This is a genomic window from Spiroplasma sp. hyd1 (assembly GCF_016082235.1).
Taxonomy (GTDB): Bacteria; Bacillota_I; Bacilli_A; order Mycoplasmatales; family Mycoplasmataceae; genus Spiroplasma; species Spiroplasma poulsonii.
The window spans coordinates 1-18,976 of sequence record NZ_JXYY01000020.1; the positions used below are offsets into that span (position 1 = coordinate 1).

The window sequence follows — 18,976 nt, forward strand, 5'->3', positions numbered from 1 at the left end:
AACAACACCACCTGTATATGCTAGTAATATGGTCTAGCGTTTCTACGTCTTGTCAATGTAACAAAGACTCTATAGGTTAATGCTCTTTCTTTTTGCGTTAACTTATGTTTATCAACAAGGTTAATGTTTTTTATTTTTGCATAGATTTGAATGGAGAGTTAGATTAAATGTTTAAAAAAAAGATTGAAACTTTTTTTCGTTTTGGTGATTTAAAAACTACTTTTAAAAAAGAAATTATTGGTGGTTTAACAACTTTTTTAGCAATGTTATATATTTTGTCCGTCCAACCGAATATGTTATCTATTGCACCAGATATTAATCATCCGGCCTATCCAAGTCAGAATATGGCTTTTGGCGGAATTTTCATTGCTACAGCACTGGCATCTTTCATTGCTACATTAATTATGGGGTTATCAGCAAATATGCCAGTTGGTTTGGCACCAGGAATGGGACTGAATGCTGTTTTTACTTTTAATGTTGCTAATAATGGTTTGGGTTACCAAGGGGCTTTAATTGCTGTCATGTTGTCAGCGGTTATTTTTTGTCTTATTTCAGTAACAAAATTACGAACAATTGTTATTAATGCAATTCCAAATTCATTAAAACTGGCAATTGGGGCTGGAATCGGCTTTTTTATTGCTTATATTGGTTTACATAATATTGGTTTTGTTGGTGATAATGCTGTTACGCCAGGAGGAATTGTTGTTAATGGTGGAATTCCAGTTGCAACATTAGGAAATTTAAAAACTAATTGGCCAATGATTTTAATGGGTTTTGGGGTATTAATTCTAATTTTTGTTTTACACTTTAATAAAGTGCCTGGAGCAATTGCAATTGCAATTTTAGGAGGGCTGGGTGTTTCTTTGATTATTGGGAATGTTATTGACAGTGATTTTATCCGATTAAATTTTGCACATTGAAAGGGTTGAAGTTATAGTGATTTTAATGGCTTTGGTACTAATTTAAAATCAACTTTCACAGCATTTACGAATCCAAAAATTTGAACATCACCAATTATGTATATTTCAATTTTTGTTTTTCTCTTTGTTGATTTTTTTGATACAACAGGAACGTTATATTCTGTTTCAACACAAATTTCAACCGCAACAGGAGAACAATATGATTTAAAACCACGCGCTCTAATTGCTGACTCTGTTGGAACCTTAGTTGGTGGAACATTAGGATGTTCACCGGTGACAAGCTTTGTTGAATCAACAACTGGCGTTTCACAAGGAGCACGAACTGGATTTTCTGCCATTATTACAGGAACAATGTTTTTAGTTGCAATTCCGTTATTTCCAATTTTTAAATTAATTACGCCAGCGATTTCTGGGGCGGCAGTTATCTTTGTTGGAACATTAATGGTTAGTCAAATTAAAGATATTGAATGAGCAAAACCAGAATTCGGAATTGCTGCTTTCTTTACGATTATTACAATGATTGTTACCTTTTCAATTACAAATGGTTTAGCGCTTGGGTTTATTGCATATGCCTTAATTTGTTTAATTACAAAAAAAGCCAAAACTGTGGCAATTACAATTTATATTTTAGACCTCTGTTTTATTGGATATTTTATTGCTTTTGCCTTTGTCCAGTAACGTTGAAAAGATAAATATGCAAGGAAACTCTTTTTGAAAGAGTTTTTTTGTTAAAAATAATGTAAAAGAATAATTGTATTAATAATAAGTTTATTTTAAAATATAAAGAAGAAGGTAAGGAGGCTAGTAATATGCGGTTAGATAATAAACTTTATGATGAAAATTTAACAACAGACGTTAATTTTTTGAAACAAAAAGTAGTTGATTGAAAAGACTATCAATTTTTAATGGTCCTTGGTTCAGGTTATAATGATCTTGCTGCTTCATTTAAAATTAATCATAGTATTAAATATGTTGATATTCCGTTTTGACCAGGTTGTACAGCACCACATCATTTTGGAAATTTAGTTTTTGCTGAACATAATGGTAAAAAAGTGGTATTTATGCAAGGGCGACACCATTATTGCGAGGGATATAGCATGAGTGAAATTGCTTTTCTAATTTATACTTTAGTACTGTTAAATGTTAAAACAATGATAGCATCTAATGCGGCTGCTAGTCTAAATGCACAAGCAATTAAAATTGGCGAAATTTGTGCAATAACAGATCATATTAATGCTTTTGGTGACAATCCAATTATTGGATTAAATAATCCACGATTAGGAATTCGCTGACCAATTCCGCAGAATTTATATGATAATAAATTACGACAGTTACTATTAACAGTTGCAGAAAAAACAATATTAAATTAAAAACAGGAGTATATGTTGGATATCCAGGCGGAATATTTGAAACAGCTAGTGAAGCAAGGATGTATAAACTATATGCGCAAATGATTGGAATGAGTATTGTTGCAGAAGCAATTGCCGCCTTTCATAGTGGGATGAAAGTGGCTGGGTTAGCAACAGCAACAGTTTGTTTAATTGGTGATAATCCTGATTTTGTGGATGATGATTATATTATGAAACAAACCCAAAAAATGGCGGGTGATTTAAAAATTTTATTAATGGAATTATTAGAAATAATTTAAAAAAAGCAGAATTATTATTCTGCTTTTTCTTTGTTTAAATAACCACTTCAAATTAAAAAACCAATAATTGTATTAACAATAAAGAAACTCATTTGAATTAGCATATTAATATTAATTGATATAGGATAATTACCACCAACACTATTTACTCCAGCAAACATTGAAAATTACAAAATATTAGAAATTAATCATAAAATTCATTGTTCTTTTAATCGTAAAAACATTAGAATTGAAGCAATAATTGCAATACTATTAGTAATACTATCGAAAAGATGCGGAACTGATTGGTATAAATAAGCATAATCTTGTTTGACAACAGCATAATGAAAGGCGGGAATTTCATAATATCAAGCAATTGTTAAAATAGCACAAGCGCTTAGGACAATTGGGGTTATAATTCATCATTTTGATGTTCTAATGTTTAAAGAGGAGTTTTGTTCAAAGACCAATGTTTTTTGTCAAATGTATTAACCAATAAACTGAAAGGGTAGATAAAAGAATAAATTTAATTGTGCATCACCGGTATAACCAAAATCAAAAGCAAATAATCCAAAAGTTGTAACATTAATTAAACCTCAAAAAAAGTTACTCATTTTTCCAAAACTAATTAAAAAAACATTTAAAATTCCAGTAAAACTAACTAATCCACTTAAGGAATATAATGTTGCATCAATTCATTTTGGCATATTGTCCAAATAAGGTTTGGGAGTATTTAGGACATTCACAATACTAAAGAAAGAAGGAATATTATAAGGATCAATAAAATGATTAAAATCAAAAAAAGATAATAAGGTAACAATAATGCCAAGACAAATTAAAAGAATCTTAAAACTCTTGGGTAGTTATTTAATATCTTTTCAGATTGTTTTTACACCAAGAAAATTAATTGGTCGGGTAATTATAAATCATTTTTGCTGTTTATTTTTCATTTTAGATAACTATCTTAAACTTTCTTTTTGTTTATCTTCTTAAAGTTATAAATATATCTTAACAAAAAATATTGTTTTTTGTTATATTTTGATTGGATTTGCTATAATCAAACTAAGAAAAAGTCATGATAAATATTTACTAACACGATAATTTTTAAAAATAATATTAAGTTTGAATTAAAAGGAAGATTAATAATGAAAAAGTTATTAAATATGTTTTAAAAAATGATTATTAGTCAAAAATAAGTTTAAAAATAGTTTATGATCACGTTGTATTACAACAGTATTAATAATTCTGTTTTTTCACTTTATATTTATTATACTTGAGATATTAATTGACAGTGACTTCTCATTAATTTTTCTATATTAACAGGTGTAAGTATTGTCATTAATATTATTGATTGATATTTTCAATTGTATATAATTAAACATCATGAGCAAAAATTCTTATTTAAAATAATGAAAAATCGGAGTTATCCTCAAAATTTTAACGCAAAAAAACAAGTAAATATTATAGTTAACCTAAAAAAGAGTGAATATTTTATTGTACTGTTTTAAATGTTTTTATTATTATTTTTATGCCTTTATTTTTGATGTTATTAAATGATTTATTTTTAATTGGTAAATTATTGTTACTTATGCTTATCTTTAGTTATTTTTTATTATTAAGTTTATATGAAATATATTACAATAATCAACACGTTATTTTAAAAGATAATGATGAGTATCAGAAGATTTTATTCCGGTTTATTTAGGTTTTTTTGGATTAATTGCCAATATTGTTATATCGTATATAACTTTAAGCTATTTATATGCCCAACCCTTTAGTAAGATAATTATTGCAACAAATAGAAATGGAATCTGAATTTTCTTTACATCATATAATTATATTCATGTTATTTTGCATAATTTCTTTATGCTTCTTTTCTTAATGTGACTTATGTAATTAATGTTATTTTATTTATTAGATTTTAGTACTCTTAATAAAAATAAGAAAAGACTATTAATTCAAATTTTTTGTTTTTTAAATATTTTGGCTATTTTAAGCTTAATTATAAAATTATCTTTAAAAGTATAAATAAATTAAATTGATGCAACAGTTATTGCACAAATTTAATTTTTAAAGAGTTTTATAAAAATTAAAAAAATGGCTAAAAATAGTTGCTTGTTTTTCAATATTTAGTATATAATGAATAAGGCTAAAAAATATGCCATGCCTAGTTAGCTCAGTCGGTAGAGCACTCGGCTGTTAACCGATCGGTCGCAGGTTCGAGTCCTGCACTAGGCGCCATTATTTTTTTTGAAAATTTTTACGAATATTTATTGGCCTGTTGGTGAAGCGGTTAACACACATGCCTTTCACGCATGCATTCACGGGTTCAAACCCCGTACAGGTCACCATTTTCCGGTGTTAGCTCAGTTGGGAGAGCGCTTGCCTTACAAGCAAGTGGTCAGCGGTTCAAGTCCGTTACACCGGACCATTTTTTAATTATAGGCTGGCTTAGCTCAACTGGTAGAGCAACTGACTTGTAATCAGTAGGTTGGGAGTTCAATTCTTCTAGCCAGCACCATTGACTTTCTCCTGTTAGCTCAGTAGGTAGAGCATCTGGCTTTTAACCAGTGGGTCAAAGGTTCAAGTCCTTTACAGGAGACCATTTTTAAAAACCAAATACCCGGGTGTGGCGGAACTGGCAGACGCACCAGACTTAGGATCTGGCGGGGTAACTCGTGGGGGTTCAAGTCCCTTCACCCGGACCATAAAAAGAAACAAATGACACTTTATAAGTGTTTTTTTATTTTGTAAAATTTTTTTAATTTTGTTATTTTTCTACTATAATTAATAAAACTATAAAATAGTGTCTGATACATACCTTAAATAATTGATCATACAACTTTTGGTTAGAAAGAAGGATACAGATGAAAAAAGCCGTTTTTTCAGATCTAGATGGAACTTTATTAAAGGATAATCATCGTTTTAGTAAATTGACGAAGAAAACCATTAATTCAGTGCAAAAAAAAGGAATTCCGTTTGTGGTAACAACGGGGCGATTAGCAAATGATGCAATTCGTCAAGCCCGTAAACTAAAAGTTCATAAATATCATGGTTATGTTTTGGCCAACAATGGGGCAAGTGCATATTCATTTAAAACAAATAGTTTTTTATGAATGATGATTTTTACAACAGCTGAAATTAATACTCTTTTTAAATTTACTTATCAAAAGTATAAAGTTCATTTTTTTAGTAATAATAGTACTTATGTTTATGAGTATGGTGAAAATTCTTATTATTGATCAAAAATAATGCGAACTAAATATCAGGTTATTACTAAACCAGAAGAGATTATTGAAGACATTACGCATGCCAATGTTATTACACATGAATCATTGAATGATAATGATGCGACAGGATTAATACAAGAATTACGGCAACTATTACCACAATTAGATATTACACAGTATAATAATCGTGTTTTTGAAATTGCTTGTAAAGGTATTTCAAAAGGGAGTGCATTGCAGTTTTTATCACATCATATTGGGATTGATATTAGTCAAACTTATTCGTTTGGTGATTCTTATAATGATCTTGAATTGATTCGTCAAGCTGGAGTTGGAATTGCTGTTGGTAATGCAATTGATGAATTAAAAGCAATGGCCAATGAGGTGACGTTATCAAATCGGGAAGATGGACCAGCAAAATATTTGCAACAGTTTTTATTAAAAAAATAAAACTTTTGTGATATGATAAAAAAAGCAAGAAAGTTCAGTAAAGGAGAGAGTAAAAATGGCTGTAAATGAAATAAAAACTATTGATGACTTTAAAAAAGCAATTGCCGAAAACAAATTAACATTAGTTGATTTTTATGCTGATTGATGTGGACCATGTAAAATGATTGCGCCGGTAATTAGTGAATTGGCAAAAGACCGTGGTGATGTTAATTTTGTTAAAATTAATGTTGACGAATTACAAGATCTTGCTCAAGATTATGGAATTTTATCAATTCCAACATTAATTACATTTCAAAATGGAAGTGAATTAAAACGAAAAACTGGATTTGTAACTCGTAATGAAATTGAACAAGAATTGTTAAGTTAAAATTAGTTGTTAAAAAAATTTAATAACAATCAAAAGAAGAAGGTGAATAGGAAATGGCAATGGCAATGAAAAAACGCCGTCGTTTAATTGCGGAGAAAAAAACAGCGAAAGCCTTAGCACGAAAAGAAGCTGCAAAAAAAACAAAAGAAAAAGATAACTTAGAAGCGAAAGCTTCAAAATAAAAAAAGAAAATAATATTATTTTCTTTTTTTATTTATCTTAAGATAGAAAAAATAACAGCTGTAATTAAAGCATAGCTAAAGTTAATGCTAAGGGTTGTTACAAGGATAAAACCTTTTTTCTTTAAATATCAAAGATAACCATCATATTCTGTTTGTAAATGTGAATATTTGGTTATAATATTAAATCCTAAATCTGCTTGTCACGGAGTTAATTCTTTAGTTTTGCTTAGTTTTCGTAAGGGATTTCGAACGATAATTCAATTACTAATAAACATTGTTAGAATAATAATAATTAAAATTCCAAAGAAAATTTGTGATAAATCACTATTACTTAAGTGTAAGGTATTTTTATATAATACTAACGGAATTGTTGTTGCAATTTGTGCTAATAGAAAAATAACATTACAGCTTAAACTAATAATTAAAAATGTTTTAAGTGATGTTTTCATGGTTATATTATTGCTTTCTGATTAATTGTTATCTGTGTATTAACTTTTAAAAGATAGTAACAAATTCATCTTCTGGAATTCGTAAGCGGGGAAAACTTGTTCCTGCTGTGTTGTCATCATAATATCCAAAAAGCATTCCTAAAGCTAAATGTCATTTTGTTGTGTCAACAATATTGTGTTCTTTAAAAAAAGGGAATAGCTTGGGTTGGTGTGACCCCGCCCATAATACTTGACCCAATTTTTAAATCAGCTGCTTGTAATGCCAAAAAACTAGCAACTATATGTGTTTGTTCATCAGAAAACATATCTGGACTTAGGCAAGTTTTTAAATAATTACTCATTCCTTTTACATTATTTGTTAATGCTTCGCCTTCAAAAATTCGTCCCAAACGTTTTGTTAGAAATTCTTCTGAAGTTAAATAATCTCCGTTTGATCCTAATAATAATGCCAAAACTGGAACGTCTTTTACTTTTTGTTGGTTTCCTGCCATAAAACAATTTAATGCTGCTTGTTCTTTTAATTTTTGATCTTTAATAATAATAACTTTCACTGGTTCTAATCCATTTGAACTAGGTGCTAAAGCACCAGTGGTTAAGATTGTTTTTAAATGAGCATCGCTAATTGTTTTTGTTTTATCGTAAATTTTGATGGCTTTACGAAATTGTGCTGCTTGTTGTACACTCATTGTTTTTCCTCTACTTTCTTGGTTTCTTAATAGTTCTTATTATACGCGAATAAAATTAAATTAATAGTGCTTAAACCGCTAACAAACTTTACGAACAATGCTATAATAAGAAAAGATAAAATTAAGAAAGGATAATAAAAATGGAATTTTCGCATAAGGTAATTGAGCAAAAATGACAACAATATTGAGAAAAACACCAAACTTTTAAAACACCAAATAATTCTGATAAAAAGGCTTATATTTTAGATATGTTTCCGTATCCTTCGGGGGCAGGTTTACATGTTGGACATCCAAAAGGATACGTTGCAACTGATGTTGTTAGCCGTATGCGAAAATTACAAGGGTATGATGTTTTACATCCAATTGGGTGAGATGCTTTTGGATTACCAGCTGAACAATATGCTTTACAAACAGGAAATGATCCTGCTGAATTTACATTACAAAACATTGCTAATTTTCGGAATCAATTAAAAGCCCTTGGATTTAGTTATGATTATAATAAAGAGGTTAATACTTCTTCACCAGGGTTTTTTAAAACAACACAATTGATTTTTGAATTATTATATCAAAATGGTTTAGCTGAGATGCGTTATGTTGATGTTAATTGGTGTCCTGAACTAGGAACTGTTTTAGCAAATGAAGAAGTTTTAAATATCAATGGCAAAATGGTATCAGAACGAGGACATTATCCAGTTTATAAAAAACCAATGCGGCAATGAGTTTTAAAGATTACGGCTTATGCTGAAAAATTATTAGAAGGTTTAGATGAAGTTGATTGGCCAGAATCAGTCAAGGATTTACAACGTAATTGAATTGGTAAATCAGTTGGTGCTGAAATTAATTTTGCAGTTCAAGATAGTTCAGAAATTATTGAAGTTTTTACAACTCGAGCAGATACTATTTTTGGTGTTGAATACATAGTTTTAGCACCAGAGCACCCATTAGTCACAAAATTAACAACATCAGAATACAAAACAAAAGTAACAGAATTTTTAGCAACCACAAAAGCAAAAAGTGATTTAGATCGTCAAGACAATAGTAAAGAAAAAACGGGAATGTTTATTGGAAGTTATGCAATTAATCCAGTTAACAAAAAAGTTTTACCAATTTGGATTGCTGATTATGTGTTACCATTTTATGCAACCGGAGCTGTAATGGCTGTTCCTGGTCATGATGAGCGTGATTATTTGTTTGCTTTAAAATATCAATTACCAATTAGTTATGTTATTGAAGGTGAACACTATGGAAAATTACACAATAAGGATGGAAAACACATTAATTCGGAGTTTTTAAATGGTTTAACAACTAACGAGGCAGTCACAAAAGCAATTACTGTTTTATCAGCGGCAGGACATTCCACTGCAAAGGTAACTTATAAACTTCGTGATTGATTATTTTCTCGTCAACGTTATTGAGGAGAACCATTCCCGGTTATTCATTGAGAAGATGGTTCAATTAGTTTAGTTGATGAAAAAGAATTACCATTAGAATTACCAAAAATGACAAACATTAAACCTTCGCAAACTGGAGAATCACCATTAGCTAATGCAAAAGATTGGTTAACAGTTGTTGATAGCACTGGTAAAAAGGGACGACGAGAAACTAATACAATGCCGCAATGAGCTGGTAGTTGTTGATATTACTTGGGCTATATTTTAATGGAAAACAATGAAATGTTAGATTTACGAAGTTCAGCAGCACAAAAATTATTAAAAAAATGATTACCAGTTGATTTATATGTTGGTGGCCAAGAACATGCTGTCTTGCATTTATTATATTCACGGTTTTGACATAAATTTTTATATGATCAAAAGTTAGTCCCAACTTCAGAACCATTTTATAAGTTAGTGAACCAGGGGATGATTTTAGGTGCTGATGGGACAAAAATGAGTAAATCAAAAGGTAATGTAATTAATCCTGATGATATTATTAAATCGCATGGAGCTGATACTTTACGGTTATATGAAATGTTTATGGGTCCAATTGAAGCATCGTTACCATGAAATCCAAGCGGTTTAGACTCAGCCCGAAAATGATTAGATCGGGTTTATCGTCTTGTTAAAAATAATAACTTTACGCAAGTTAATAATCACCAATTAGATTTTGTTTATCATAATATGGTTAAAAAAGGGACAGAAATGATTGAAAAACTAAGTTTTAATACTGCTGTTTCGCAATTAATGGTTTTTATTAATGCTTGTTATAAAGATGAGACCCCCATTTATCAACCATATTTTGAAGGGTTTACGAAAATGTTAAGTCTTTTTGTACCACATTTAGCAGAAGAAATTTGAGTTAATTTACAACAAACATCAGCAATTGCACTATCAACTTGGCCAACTTATGATGAAAAATATTTACAAAAAAATGAAGTTATAATTGCAGTCCAAGTTAATGGTAAATTACGTGCTAAATTAGAAGTTGTGATTGATACTTCCGATGAGGATTTATTAGCTTTAGCAAAAGCAAATCCTAATGTTAAAACTTTTTTAGTTAATCATCACATCGTGAAAGAAATTGTTATTAAAAATAAAATTGTTAATTTTGTTGTAAAATAATGTTGAAAAATTATTTAATAATTTATAATTTTAAGCAAAGGAGAAAATAGAAAGATGAAATTTGTTCGTTCTAGTGATGGACCTTGAGGATTCTTTGATCCAGCAGGTTCATATGTACCAGGAGCAGATTGAATGAGCCAATGATTTTCTAAAGGACATAGTTATATTTTTTAATTAGTTGGAATTGCTATTTTTGTCTTAATTATTGGATCATTATTTTTTGCAAAAAAATATTATGCTAAAACTGTTAATTGAAAATGATTTCGAATTTCAATTGGAAGTTATCAAATTGCAACTTATTTTTTAACTTATGCGATTTGAGTATCATATTTAGCACTTGTTTTAAAAACAGAATGAATTTGAGGACCAGTTGGTCCGTCCCAAGTTCGTGGTTTAAGTGAATTAATGCCCTTACATTTATGTAGTCTGCACCAGTTATTATCAGGATTTATTTTAATTTTTCCTAGTCGAAAATTTTTTGAAGTTGTAGCACCATCAGCAATTATTTTACCAATCTTAGCAATTATTACACCAGTTAATGGGTATTGAAGCTTAGATAATTTCTTTTATTATAATTACTTTATTAGACTTCTTGCGATACCCTTTTTTATTAAAATATTATTATAAAATATAATTTATGAGGACATAAAAATATGAACAATAATAAATTTAATACTCTTAATGATAGAGAATGGTTAAGATTAACAGGAATAAAAAAATCCACTTTTAATAAAATGTTAGATATTTTAAAAGTTGCTGAAATAGAAAAATTTAAAAAAGGTGGTAAAACTAATAAATTATCATTAGAAAATAGATTATTGATGACTTTATTATATTGACGAGAATATCAGACTTATTTTCATCTTGGTAAAAGTTTTGATATTAGTGAGGCTAATTGTTATCGTAATATTAAGTGAATTGAAGATATTTTAATTAAAAACTCTGATTTTCAACAACTTGCTGGTAAAAAAGCACTAATAAATGATTATTTTAATGATAAAACTATTATTATTGATGCTACCGAAACTCCAATCCAACGCCCAAAAAAAGACAAAAACAATCTTATTCTGGTAAAAAGAAAAAACACACGATCAAAACACAAGTAATTATCGAACAAGAAACCAAAAAAATTATTGCAACAAGTTTTTCGCTCGGAAAAAACATGATTATGCTTTATTTAAAGAATCAAAAATCCCAATTTTAAAAAATACCAAATTAATAGTTGATAGTGGTTATCAAGGAATACAAAAAAATCACAATAATGTTCTAATACCTACAAAGAAAACAAAGAAAAACCCTTTAAACAAAGAACAAAAGCAATATAATAGACTAGTTTCAAAAATGAGAATTATTATTGAAAATATTTTTGCTATTCTTAAAAAATTTAAAATTATTACAGAAAAATATCGTAATCGAAGAAAAAGATTTGGTTTAAGATTTAATTTAATTGCCTCAATTTATAATTTACAATTATTATATTTAACATAAAATATTTATTTAAAATTAAATAATTTAAATAATAAATTAATTTTTCGTTGTGGAAAAATATTAAATTTTTAAATAAAAAACATAATTAATTAAAATTATATTTTTCTATTAGTATCTTTTTTACAAATATTTGCAATTTTTTAACAAGTAATGCAAGAAGTCTATTCTACATACTTTAATTATTTTTGCTTATTTATATGTTTATAAATATGGTTTAGTTGGGCGCCCTTATAGTGGTTTATTATTTAAATGACAATTATTATGATTAACATTATTTTCAATTATCGCAGTAGTTTGAGATTGGATTTTTAAAACTAATCAGTTATTTGTTGGTCCAAATAGTGGAGAACCATGAAATAATGGTGGTTTTAATGTCGGGGGATGAAATACAAACTTTATCGGGCTTAAGTATATGTGACCATTTGCCTGATTACCAATGTTTATTTTAGGAATTGTAATGGTTTCTATCACCCATGTCGTCTTATTTTATATTCCACAAAGTTTTTTATATGATGCAAAAACAAAAGAACTAATATCAGTTCCGCGTGGATCATGTAATAAGTTTCGAACAAAACAAGGGTTAACTTATGTTGGATTTACTTTTACTTATATTTTTTGACCAGATAATAAAATTCACCATCATTTAAGTCAAACTAATTTATTACAGTTTACTGATGTTGAATTACTAACCCTATCTCACTAAAATAGGCAGAAATACTGCCTATTTTTTAATTAATCCGACTTACAATTTAAAATAAAGGTATAATATAACTAAAATGTTAAGAAAAGGTGGATGATAACAATGTTTAAATATGCAATTATTGCAAATGACTATCAAGAATCAGCCAAGTTGGTTAGTAAAATTGCCAAAACATTACAAAATTATGGTTTAGCAGAAGATATTGTTAATCCAGAATATGTTTTTGTTATTGGTGGGGATGGTACCTTATTACGCGCTGTTAATGAGTTCCAAGATATTATTGATGAAGTTTATTTTATTGTTATCAAGTCTGGATCATTGGGGTTTTATGCTAATTATGATGAGAAAACATATTTTCGAGCAATTGATGCAATTATTAATGATACAGCGCGGATTCGGCAAATGCCCTTATTAGAAATTAAATATAACAATAATATTATTCGCTATGCTTTAAACGAAGCAAAAGTTGTTGACCATGTTAAAACAATTCGGACTGACATTTATGTCAATAATGATTTGTTAGAACATTTTCGTGGGAGTGGTTTAGTATTTGCAACAAAAACAGGGTCAACAGGGTATATGCGAGCAATTAATGGCTCAATTATTGCGGCGAATATGACAACATTATGACAATTAAAAGAAATTGCCCCCGTTGCTAATTCAACATTTTCAACGATTAATGCTTCTATTATTTTGGACCAAGCACAGGTTGTTCGCTTAACAGGAGAATTAGCAGGGAAAAGTTTAGTTATTGATACTTATGAATCAGAAATTTTGAGTTCGCAAATTGAATTAAAAATTAGTCAAAAAACATTAAATTTATTTTATGATGAAAAAAATAATTTAAGTATGATTGCTAAAATGAAAATTTTATTTGCACATTGTAATAACAACAGAAGGGATGAGTAGCAATGCGAGCAGAATATATCATCATTATTGTAGTGGCCATGATTTTAATGCTATTATTTATTTTAATGATGGTTTTTCGTAAAAAGATTTTTAATTTTCAAAAATTCTTAATTCCAAAGCAAAAAATCTCTTTTTCTGTTAATGACCTAATCACGATTTTAGGGACAAGTGATAACATTGTTATGGTTAAAGCAATTTTGACCCGTTTACGAGTAACAGTAAAAGATTTGGATGAAGTTGATTTTGAATTATTAAAAACAAAGTTTAAACTAAAACACATTGATACTGTTTTACAAACAGTAATTATGCCATTTGGTAATATTAGTGTGGCTGTTAAGAGTGAAATTGATGCCGTAATGCAAAAAGAACAATAGATAATATTTGATTAATAAATTGACGGTAGTAAAATTGTTATAAAAAGGAGTATATATCACAATGAATTGAGTAATTATAGTTTTGGTCATTGTTGCTTTTTCTTTAGTGGGAGCTTTGTTTAGTTTTTGGTTTCGAAAGGCAAAATATCATTTTAAAAATGAAGAACATACCATTAATGGCAAAGACCAAGCTGATAAAAGTTATGAGCTTATGATGACAATTATTGTTGAAGATGAATCAATTGCAAAATATTTGTTACCATTACCACGATATGTTGATACTTCAATCCCAGATTATCAAATTGATTTTAACTTAGGATTATTTATGTCTGATTATTGAGAATTAATTCATTATTTGAATAAAACAACAGACCCAATTGCAAACGATATTTTTATTGAATATTTTACAACAATTAATGAAGAATTAAATAATTTATTAACAGAAGTTATTAGTAACAACATTGAACCGTTAGCAACAGTCTTTGTAGCATTATATGATCAAGAAACATGAGGTAAAACTTTTGTTGAATGTTTTTTAAAACCATATGTCTTATTAACTAGAAAGATGTTAGCAACGCATTTAGTTCCTGATAGTTTTACAATTTTGAAACAAATTAAATTTTATTTACGATGAAAAGATCGCCAAATTTTTGCTGAATTAGAAGCAGTTTTTTCTACCGCTTTAAATGAACATCTTACTTTGGTAAATAAAATTTATCAAGAATTTATTCAGAAATTAGAAACTGATTTTAACACTTTTTTTGATTCACAAACATGAGAAAACTTTCAACAACCTGCATCAACTACTGCTGAATTAGAAGAATTATATCAATTGTTTGGGTTAAATTCATCAGCTTCAATTAATGATATTAAACGAGCATATCGTCAGTTAGCAAAAAAATATCATCCTGATTTAAATAAAAGTTTTGATAGTGAAGAACTAATGCGAAAAATTAATGATGGTTATAAAAAGTTATTAGCTAATCATCAACAAGAAGAAACGGAAGTTTAAATATTTGTTAGTTACCAATTATTTTTATTAAAATTNATAGTANNATTTTNTTAACTAATAGACTTCTTGCATTACTTGTTAAAAAATTGCAAATATTTGTAAAAAAGATACTAATAGAAAAATATAATTTTAATTAATTATGTTTTTTATTTAAAAATTTAATATTTTTCCACAACGAAAAATTAATTTATTATTTAAATTATTTAATTTTAAATAAATATTTTATGTTAAATATAATAATTGTAAATTATAAATTGAGGCAATTAAATTAAATCTTAAACCAAATCTTTTTCTTCGATTACGATATTTTTCTGTAATAATTTTAAATTTTTTAAGAATAGCAAAAATATTTTCAATAATAATTCTCATTTTTGAAACTAGTCTATTATATTGCTTTTGTTCTTTGTTTAAAGGGTTTTTCTTTGTTTTCTTTGTAGGTATTAGAACATTATTGTGATTTTTTTGTATTCCTTGATAACCACTATCAACTATTAATTTGGTATTTTTTAAAATTGGGATTTTTGATTCTTTAAATAAAGCATAATCATGTTTTTTTCCGAGCGAAAAACTTGTTGCAATAATTTTTTTGGTTTCTTGTTCGATAATTACTTGTGTTTTGATCGTGTGTTTTTTCTTTTTACCAGAATAAGATTGTTTTTGTCTTTTTTTGGGCGTTGGATTGGAGTTTCGGTAGCATCAATAATAATAGTTTTATCATTAAAATAATCATTTATTAGTGCTTTTTTACCAGCAAGTTGTTGAAAATCAGAGTTTTTAATTAAAATATCTTCAATTCACTTAATATTACGATAACAATTAGCCTCACTAATATCAAAACTTTTACCAAGATGAAAATAAGTCTGATATTCTCGTCAATATAATAAAGTCATCAATAATCTATTTTCTAATGATAATTTATTAGTTTTACCACCTTTTTTAAATTTTTCTATTTCAGCAACTTTTAAAATATCTAACATTTTATTAAAAGTGGATTTTTTTATTCCTGTTAATCTTAACCATTCTCTATCATTAAGAGTATTAAATTTATTATTGTTCATATTTTTATGTCCTCATAAATTATATTTTATAATAATATTTTAATAAAAAAAGGTATCGCAAGAAGTCTATTGACTTGTTTTACACCTGGAATATTATTAACAACTCAAATTGCGGCATTTTTTATATGACACGCTAAATTATATCAACTACAACTTTCATATTGAGCTTGTCATCATTGTCCATCAGGAAACAACCCGCCATTATTTATTTCTTGTCAGTTATAAATTCCAAAATTAAAATCATAATAACGATACATATCATTTTCTTTTTGAGCTTGTAATTCAAAAACATTATAACCGATTTTTTGTTCTTCAATCTTTTTATATTTTAAACCATATTTATCTTTTAAAGCACCTTCAAAAATATAACCTTCATTTTGATTAATATTATAATTATTTGCAACTGAAAAATCATAATTAAACACATTACCATAATTCGTGTTATAAAACCGATTTTTAAATGCTGAATACAATTTAATATCTAATTGATTATATTTATCTGAAAAATAAAAATAACGTGGGTAAATTTTAAAACCATTGTTAGCTAATAAACCATATTTTTTATTATAACCTTGCACATAAGTATTATTTTCTAAATCAAAAATGGTACGTAAATAATCTTTATAAAAATTTTGAGAAACCGTGAACATACTATTTAATAATTTTTCAAATTGACTTTTAATCATATTATTTTCATTAATTAAAACATCTCTAAAATTAACTAATTTTAAACCAAAAAAGTTAATTAAAACAGTGTCATACTGTAAACTATCAATATAGCCACTTTCAATAAAATTACTACGATTTTGAAAAACAGGTACCAAAGCGTGTGCAAAAAANGNTTTTAANAANTTATTAATNTCAATTTGACCTTTCATCTGNTCAAAAACAATTTTACCAGTATTGGGAGTATTACCTTGATAATAATTATAAGTTTCAGCACTAAAATTAAAAGTATCTTCTTTTTCTTTTATGAAAGAAAATAAAAATCCTAAATCATCAGTATATCGATAATTATTATAATCACTACCATTTCAATATTGTTTACTGCTTTCTGATAATAAATTAATCATCTTTACCACTTCCTTTTTCTTTTTTAGGTTTTAAATTCTTTTTCAAAATATCAATATCAAACAATGCTAAACGTTCTTTAACACTTAATTTAGTAATTTCTGACCAATAATATTCTTTATAATTAACTATTTCATCATTTTTTAAATCACGAACAAACTTTAATCATTGACTATCATATTTCTGTGCAAATTCTAATGGAATAATTATTTTAAAAAACCGAATTCCTAACCCAACATCCGACTTATGTTTTGCTCGTTTACCTTCGGCTGTTCGTTCNACTGATTTTGTNTTTCAAATTTCATAATCNGTAATATCTTGNAAAATACCAATTCGCATAANAAAGAAACGATTAAAAAAATTNAATCCTTTTTTAGCAATNGGTTTTTTCAATGAAATTGGAATAATAATACCGCTTGCTAATTGTCGAATATTATTTCAAATCATACCCTCACGCTGAGCNGTAAANAAAGCACGATTACCAAAATGTCTTGCTAANACAATTCACGGAATNTTACCACTATGAACTTTTTTCTCATCGTGGGNACTAGTTCCATCAATATATAAATAACTTTCATCAAATAAAATAACACTATCATCAGGGGGAACCGGTTTTGTTCTATCTGTAAAATCTAAATTTTTAAATGTTAAAACCTTAACTTTATCATCTTCTAACGGATAATTACTATAAATNTTATCTGTTAATAATTTCATAGTTTGTGATAAATAAGTTAAAAGTAAAGTTTTACCCGTTCCTAACTTACCAATAATTACCGNTAACGGATTATCTCAAACAAAATTAACTAACCGAAAAGCATTCAACTGATAAAATATGTTTTTTCANACTCATCANACAAAATAAACACATTGNAAAGCAAANAATAATCAAAATANTAAACCAGTATAATTTAATGAAATTATNCAAANTANTAAATCAATTAAACTAAACAAAATCATTGAACCACTAATATAACAATAATTTTTNAAGAAAAATATAAACTTTTTCATTANTTAAAATACCCAACTATTTTAAAAACCATTCACAATAAAAACCACGTTAAAAATAAAATNACAATTCAAATACCAATCATAAGAGTTAAATATTCATTTTGTGTNAAATTTCAAGTTGTAATACTTTCAANNTTAGATTTNTCAATAAACAAAAATACATGAATAAAAAACTCTTTTAATTTTTNTCAATCATTTTGCATNTTTAAAAACTCCACATTTTTTNAATAAGTTTAAAAAANATNCCAAAAAATAAAACAATAAATAATACAAANGATANNACATATAAAAANTCAGGGGCATTTGAACCAATAATATAACNNACAAATTGNACTCAATAATCATATAAACTCATTTAATTTAAACTTTCTANATCNTTAATTAATTNTTGNTCTTTTTCANCACTTCAATTTGTTAAATTATTGTTAGTTGTTTTTACTTTTTGGGGTTCACCGGGAAATATTGCTTTTTTCATTTGTGTAAAATAATTTTGTTTATATTGATTGTATAAATTTATTAATTCTGTTCCAGTTAAATANTTTCANACANNACGTTTTAAATTTTNATNATATTTTACAATAGGATAAGAATTATNATAAATCAAACCGATTGCTACTTGTTCTGANTGTTTTTCACTCGNATAAATAAANTTATTNCTCAANCAAAAACCAATATGGCGATTATGATTAGGTAAATTTATAAAACTTGCTTTATCTGTTTCAAAAACTATNAATTCTTTACGAATAAAATAATTTTCTACATTTTGATTTTTCTTAACAAAATTACTCAATTTTATCAACTTCTTTCTTTATCTTATTTTTTTACCTTTTCCCAATGTTCCAATGAAAACAATTTGAAATTGCTCTAATTTTTTCTTAAATCGTAATTTT

General features: G+C 27.2%; 18 protein-coding genes, 6 tRNA genes and 4 pseudogenes. 18 read left to right on the forward strand and 10 right to left on the reverse strand.

The genetic code is table 4. The annotated features are described in order from the left end of the window. Nucleotides 1-167 precede the first annotated feature (167 nt). Entirely contained in the window at nucleotides 168-1,598 is a 1,431-nt protein-coding gene (locus TS70_RS03155; protein WP_198049388.1) for an NCS2 family permease, read from the forward strand. Nucleotides 1,599-1,981: 383 nt separating this feature from the next. Continuing rightward, nucleotides 1,982-2,568 (forward strand): annotated as a pseudogene (locus tag TS70_RS07410) (purine-nucleoside phosphorylase). Between the two features lie 14 nt (nucleotides 2,569-2,582). Here the strand turns inward: TS70_RS07410 and TS70_RS07415 are convergent. From TS70_RS07415 to pnuC, 3 genes are read right to left on the reverse strand one after another with little or no spacing between them, the layout of a single operon-like run. After that, complete coding sequence (locus TS70_RS07415; RefSeq protein ID WP_232332394.1) at nucleotides 2,583-2,729, reverse strand: hypothetical protein; 147 nt, start codon at nucleotides 2,727-2,729, stop codon at nucleotides 2,583-2,585. 6 nt (nucleotides 2,730-2,735) lie between these two features. After that, nucleotides 2,736-3,017 (reverse strand): nicotinamide mononucleotide transporter, encoded by a 282-nt coding sequence (locus TS70_RS07420; protein WP_227991348.1) that lies wholly within the window; start codon nucleotides 3,015-3,017, stop codon nucleotides 2,736-2,738. Nucleotides 3,018-3,035: 18 nt separating this feature from the next. Further along, complete coding sequence (gene pnuC / locus TS70_RS07425) at nucleotides 3,036-3,254, reverse strand: nicotinamide riboside transporter PnuC (protein ID WP_232332395.1); 219 nt, start codon at nucleotides 3,252-3,254, stop codon at nucleotides 3,036-3,038. A 1,458-nt stretch (nucleotides 3,255-4,712) separates the two neighbouring features. Here pnuC and TS70_RS03175 point away from each other — a divergent pair. The 9 genes from TS70_RS03175 to TS70_RS08095 all read left to right on the forward strand — a co-directional run bounded on the left by TS70_RS03175 (nucleotide 4,713) and on the right by TS70_RS08095 (nucleotide 6,773). Beyond that, nucleotides 4,713-4,788: transfer RNA gene (locus TS70_RS03175), tRNA-Asn, on the forward strand. A gap of 34 nt (nucleotides 4,789-4,822) precedes the next feature. After that, nucleotides 4,823-4,898: transfer RNA gene (locus TS70_RS03180), tRNA-Glu, on the forward strand. Nucleotides 4,899-4,902: 4 nt separating this feature from the next. Then, a tRNA-Val gene (locus TS70_RS03185) sits at nucleotides 4,903-4,978 on the forward strand. A gap of 14 nt (nucleotides 4,979-4,992) precedes the next feature. Beyond that, nucleotides 4,993-5,068: transfer RNA gene (locus tag TS70_RS03190), tRNA-Thr, on the forward strand. A gap of 8 nt (nucleotides 5,069-5,076) precedes the next feature. Then, a tRNA-Lys gene (locus TS70_RS03195) sits at nucleotides 5,077-5,152 on the forward strand. Between the two features lie 18 nt (nucleotides 5,153-5,170). Continuing rightward, nucleotides 5,171-5,255, forward strand: a tRNA-Leu gene (locus TS70_RS03200). A gap of 159 nt (nucleotides 5,256-5,414) precedes the next feature. Further along, entirely contained in the window at nucleotides 5,415-6,224 is an 810-nt protein-coding gene (locus tag TS70_RS03205) for a Cof-type HAD-IIB family hydrolase (RefSeq protein WP_198049389.1), read from the forward strand. 55 nt (nucleotides 6,225-6,279) lie between these two features. Next, nucleotides 6,280-6,591: a thioredoxin gene (gene trxA / locus TS70_RS03210; RefSeq protein ID WP_040092726.1), complete on the forward strand. Its 312-nt coding sequence runs from the start codon at nucleotides 6,280-6,282 to the stop codon at nucleotides 6,589-6,591. A 53-nt stretch (nucleotides 6,592-6,644) separates the two neighbouring features. Further along, nucleotides 6,645-6,773, forward strand: a complete 129-nt coding sequence (locus TS70_RS08095) for a hypothetical protein (RefSeq protein ID WP_255516857.1) — start codon at nucleotides 6,645-6,647, stop codon at nucleotides 6,771-6,773. A gap of 32 nt (nucleotides 6,774-6,805) precedes the next feature. On the opposite strand, the gene TS70_RS03215 is transcribed toward TS70_RS08095, so the two are convergent. Further along, entirely contained in the window at nucleotides 6,806-7,222 is a 417-nt protein-coding gene (locus tag TS70_RS03215) for a hypothetical protein (protein ID WP_198049390.1), read from the reverse strand. 182 nt (nucleotides 7,223-7,404) lie between these two features. Further along, nucleotides 7,405-7,908 carry a nitroreductase family protein gene (locus TS70_RS03220; RefSeq protein WP_227991351.1) on the reverse strand — a complete coding sequence of 168 codons (504 nt, stop codon included), beginning with the start codon at nucleotides 7,906-7,908 and terminating at the stop codon, nucleotides 7,405-7,407. Between the two features lie 140 nt (nucleotides 7,909-8,048). On the opposite strand from TS70_RS03220, the gene leuS reads away from it, so the two are divergent. From leuS to TS70_RS03255, 7 genes and pseudogenes are all read left to right on the forward strand, one after another. Then, nucleotides 8,049-10,466 carry a leucine--tRNA ligase gene (gene leuS, locus TS70_RS03225; protein WP_040092729.1) on the forward strand — a complete coding sequence of 806 codons (2,418 nt, stop codon included), beginning with the start codon at nucleotides 8,049-8,051 and terminating at the stop codon, nucleotides 10,464-10,466. A gap of 405 nt (nucleotides 10,467-10,871) precedes the next feature. After that, a complete protein-coding gene (locus tag TS70_RS07430; protein WP_227991353.1) occupies nucleotides 10,872-11,093 on the forward strand; it encodes a TMEM164 family acyltransferase in 222 nt (73 codons plus the stop codon). Nucleotides 11,094-11,119: 26 nt separating this feature from the next. Further along, nucleotides 11,120-11,954 (forward strand): annotated as a pseudogene (locus TS70_RS03235) (IS5 family transposase). 436 nt (nucleotides 11,955-12,390) lie between these two features. Next, nucleotides 12,391-12,657, forward strand: a complete 267-nt coding sequence (locus tag TS70_RS03240) for a hypothetical protein (protein WP_227991355.1) — start codon at nucleotides 12,391-12,393, stop codon at nucleotides 12,655-12,657. 99 nt (nucleotides 12,658-12,756) lie between these two features. Further along, nucleotides 12,757-13,563: an NAD(+)/NADH kinase gene (locus TS70_RS03245; protein ID WP_198049391.1), complete on the forward strand. Its 807-nt coding sequence runs from the start codon at nucleotides 12,757-12,759 to the stop codon at nucleotides 13,561-13,563. Nucleotides 13,564-13,565: 2 nt separating this feature from the next. Next, on the forward strand, nucleotides 13,566-13,937 hold the full coding sequence (locus TS70_RS03250; RefSeq protein ID WP_198049392.1) for a PTS transporter subunit EIIB: 372 nt from the start codon (nucleotides 13,566-13,568) through the stop codon (nucleotides 13,935-13,937). 61 nt (nucleotides 13,938-13,998) lie between these two features. Then, complete coding sequence (locus TS70_RS03255; protein WP_198049393.1) at nucleotides 13,999-14,949, forward strand: J domain-containing protein; 951 nt, start codon at nucleotides 13,999-14,001, stop codon at nucleotides 14,947-14,949. 222 nt (nucleotides 14,950-15,171) lie between these two features. Here the strand turns inward: TS70_RS03255 and TS70_RS03260 are convergent. The 5 genes and pseudogenes from TS70_RS03260 to TS70_RS07440 form a co-directional block, all read right to left on the reverse strand. Then, nucleotides 15,172-16,007, reverse strand: a protein-coding gene (locus tag TS70_RS03260; RefSeq protein WP_105628856.1) for an IS5 family transposase whose coding sequence is annotated in 2 segments (ribosomal slippage) — nucleotides 15,172-15,611 and nucleotides 15,611-16,007 — 837 coding nt in all. Because the reading frame shifts where the segments join, the coding sequence is not laid out codon by codon here. A gap of 62 nt (nucleotides 16,008-16,069) precedes the next feature. Continuing rightward, a pseudogene (locus tag TS70_RS03265) lies at nucleotides 16,070-17,098 on the reverse strand (spiroplasma phage ORF1-like family protein); the annotation flags it as partial. Next, nucleotides 17,073-18,086 carry a hypothetical protein gene (locus TS70_RS03270; RefSeq protein ID WP_198049394.1) on the reverse strand — a complete coding sequence of 338 codons (1,014 nt, stop codon included), beginning with the start codon at nucleotides 18,084-18,086 and terminating at the stop codon, nucleotides 17,073-17,075. The pseudogene TS70_RS03265 and the gene TS70_RS03270, both read right to left, overlap by 26 nt. Beyond that, complete coding sequence (locus tag TS70_RS07435) at nucleotides 18,086-18,289, reverse strand: DUF2649 family protein (protein WP_198049395.1); 204 nt, start codon at nucleotides 18,287-18,289, stop codon at nucleotides 18,086-18,088. Before TS70_RS07435 ends, TS70_RS03270 begins: the two co-directional genes overlap by 1 nt. A gap of 152 nt (nucleotides 18,290-18,441) precedes the next feature. Continuing rightward, nucleotides 18,442-18,876: pseudogene (locus tag TS70_RS07440) on the reverse strand (DUF3627 domain-containing protein). Between the last annotated feature and the right edge of the window lie 100 nt (nucleotides 18,877-18,976).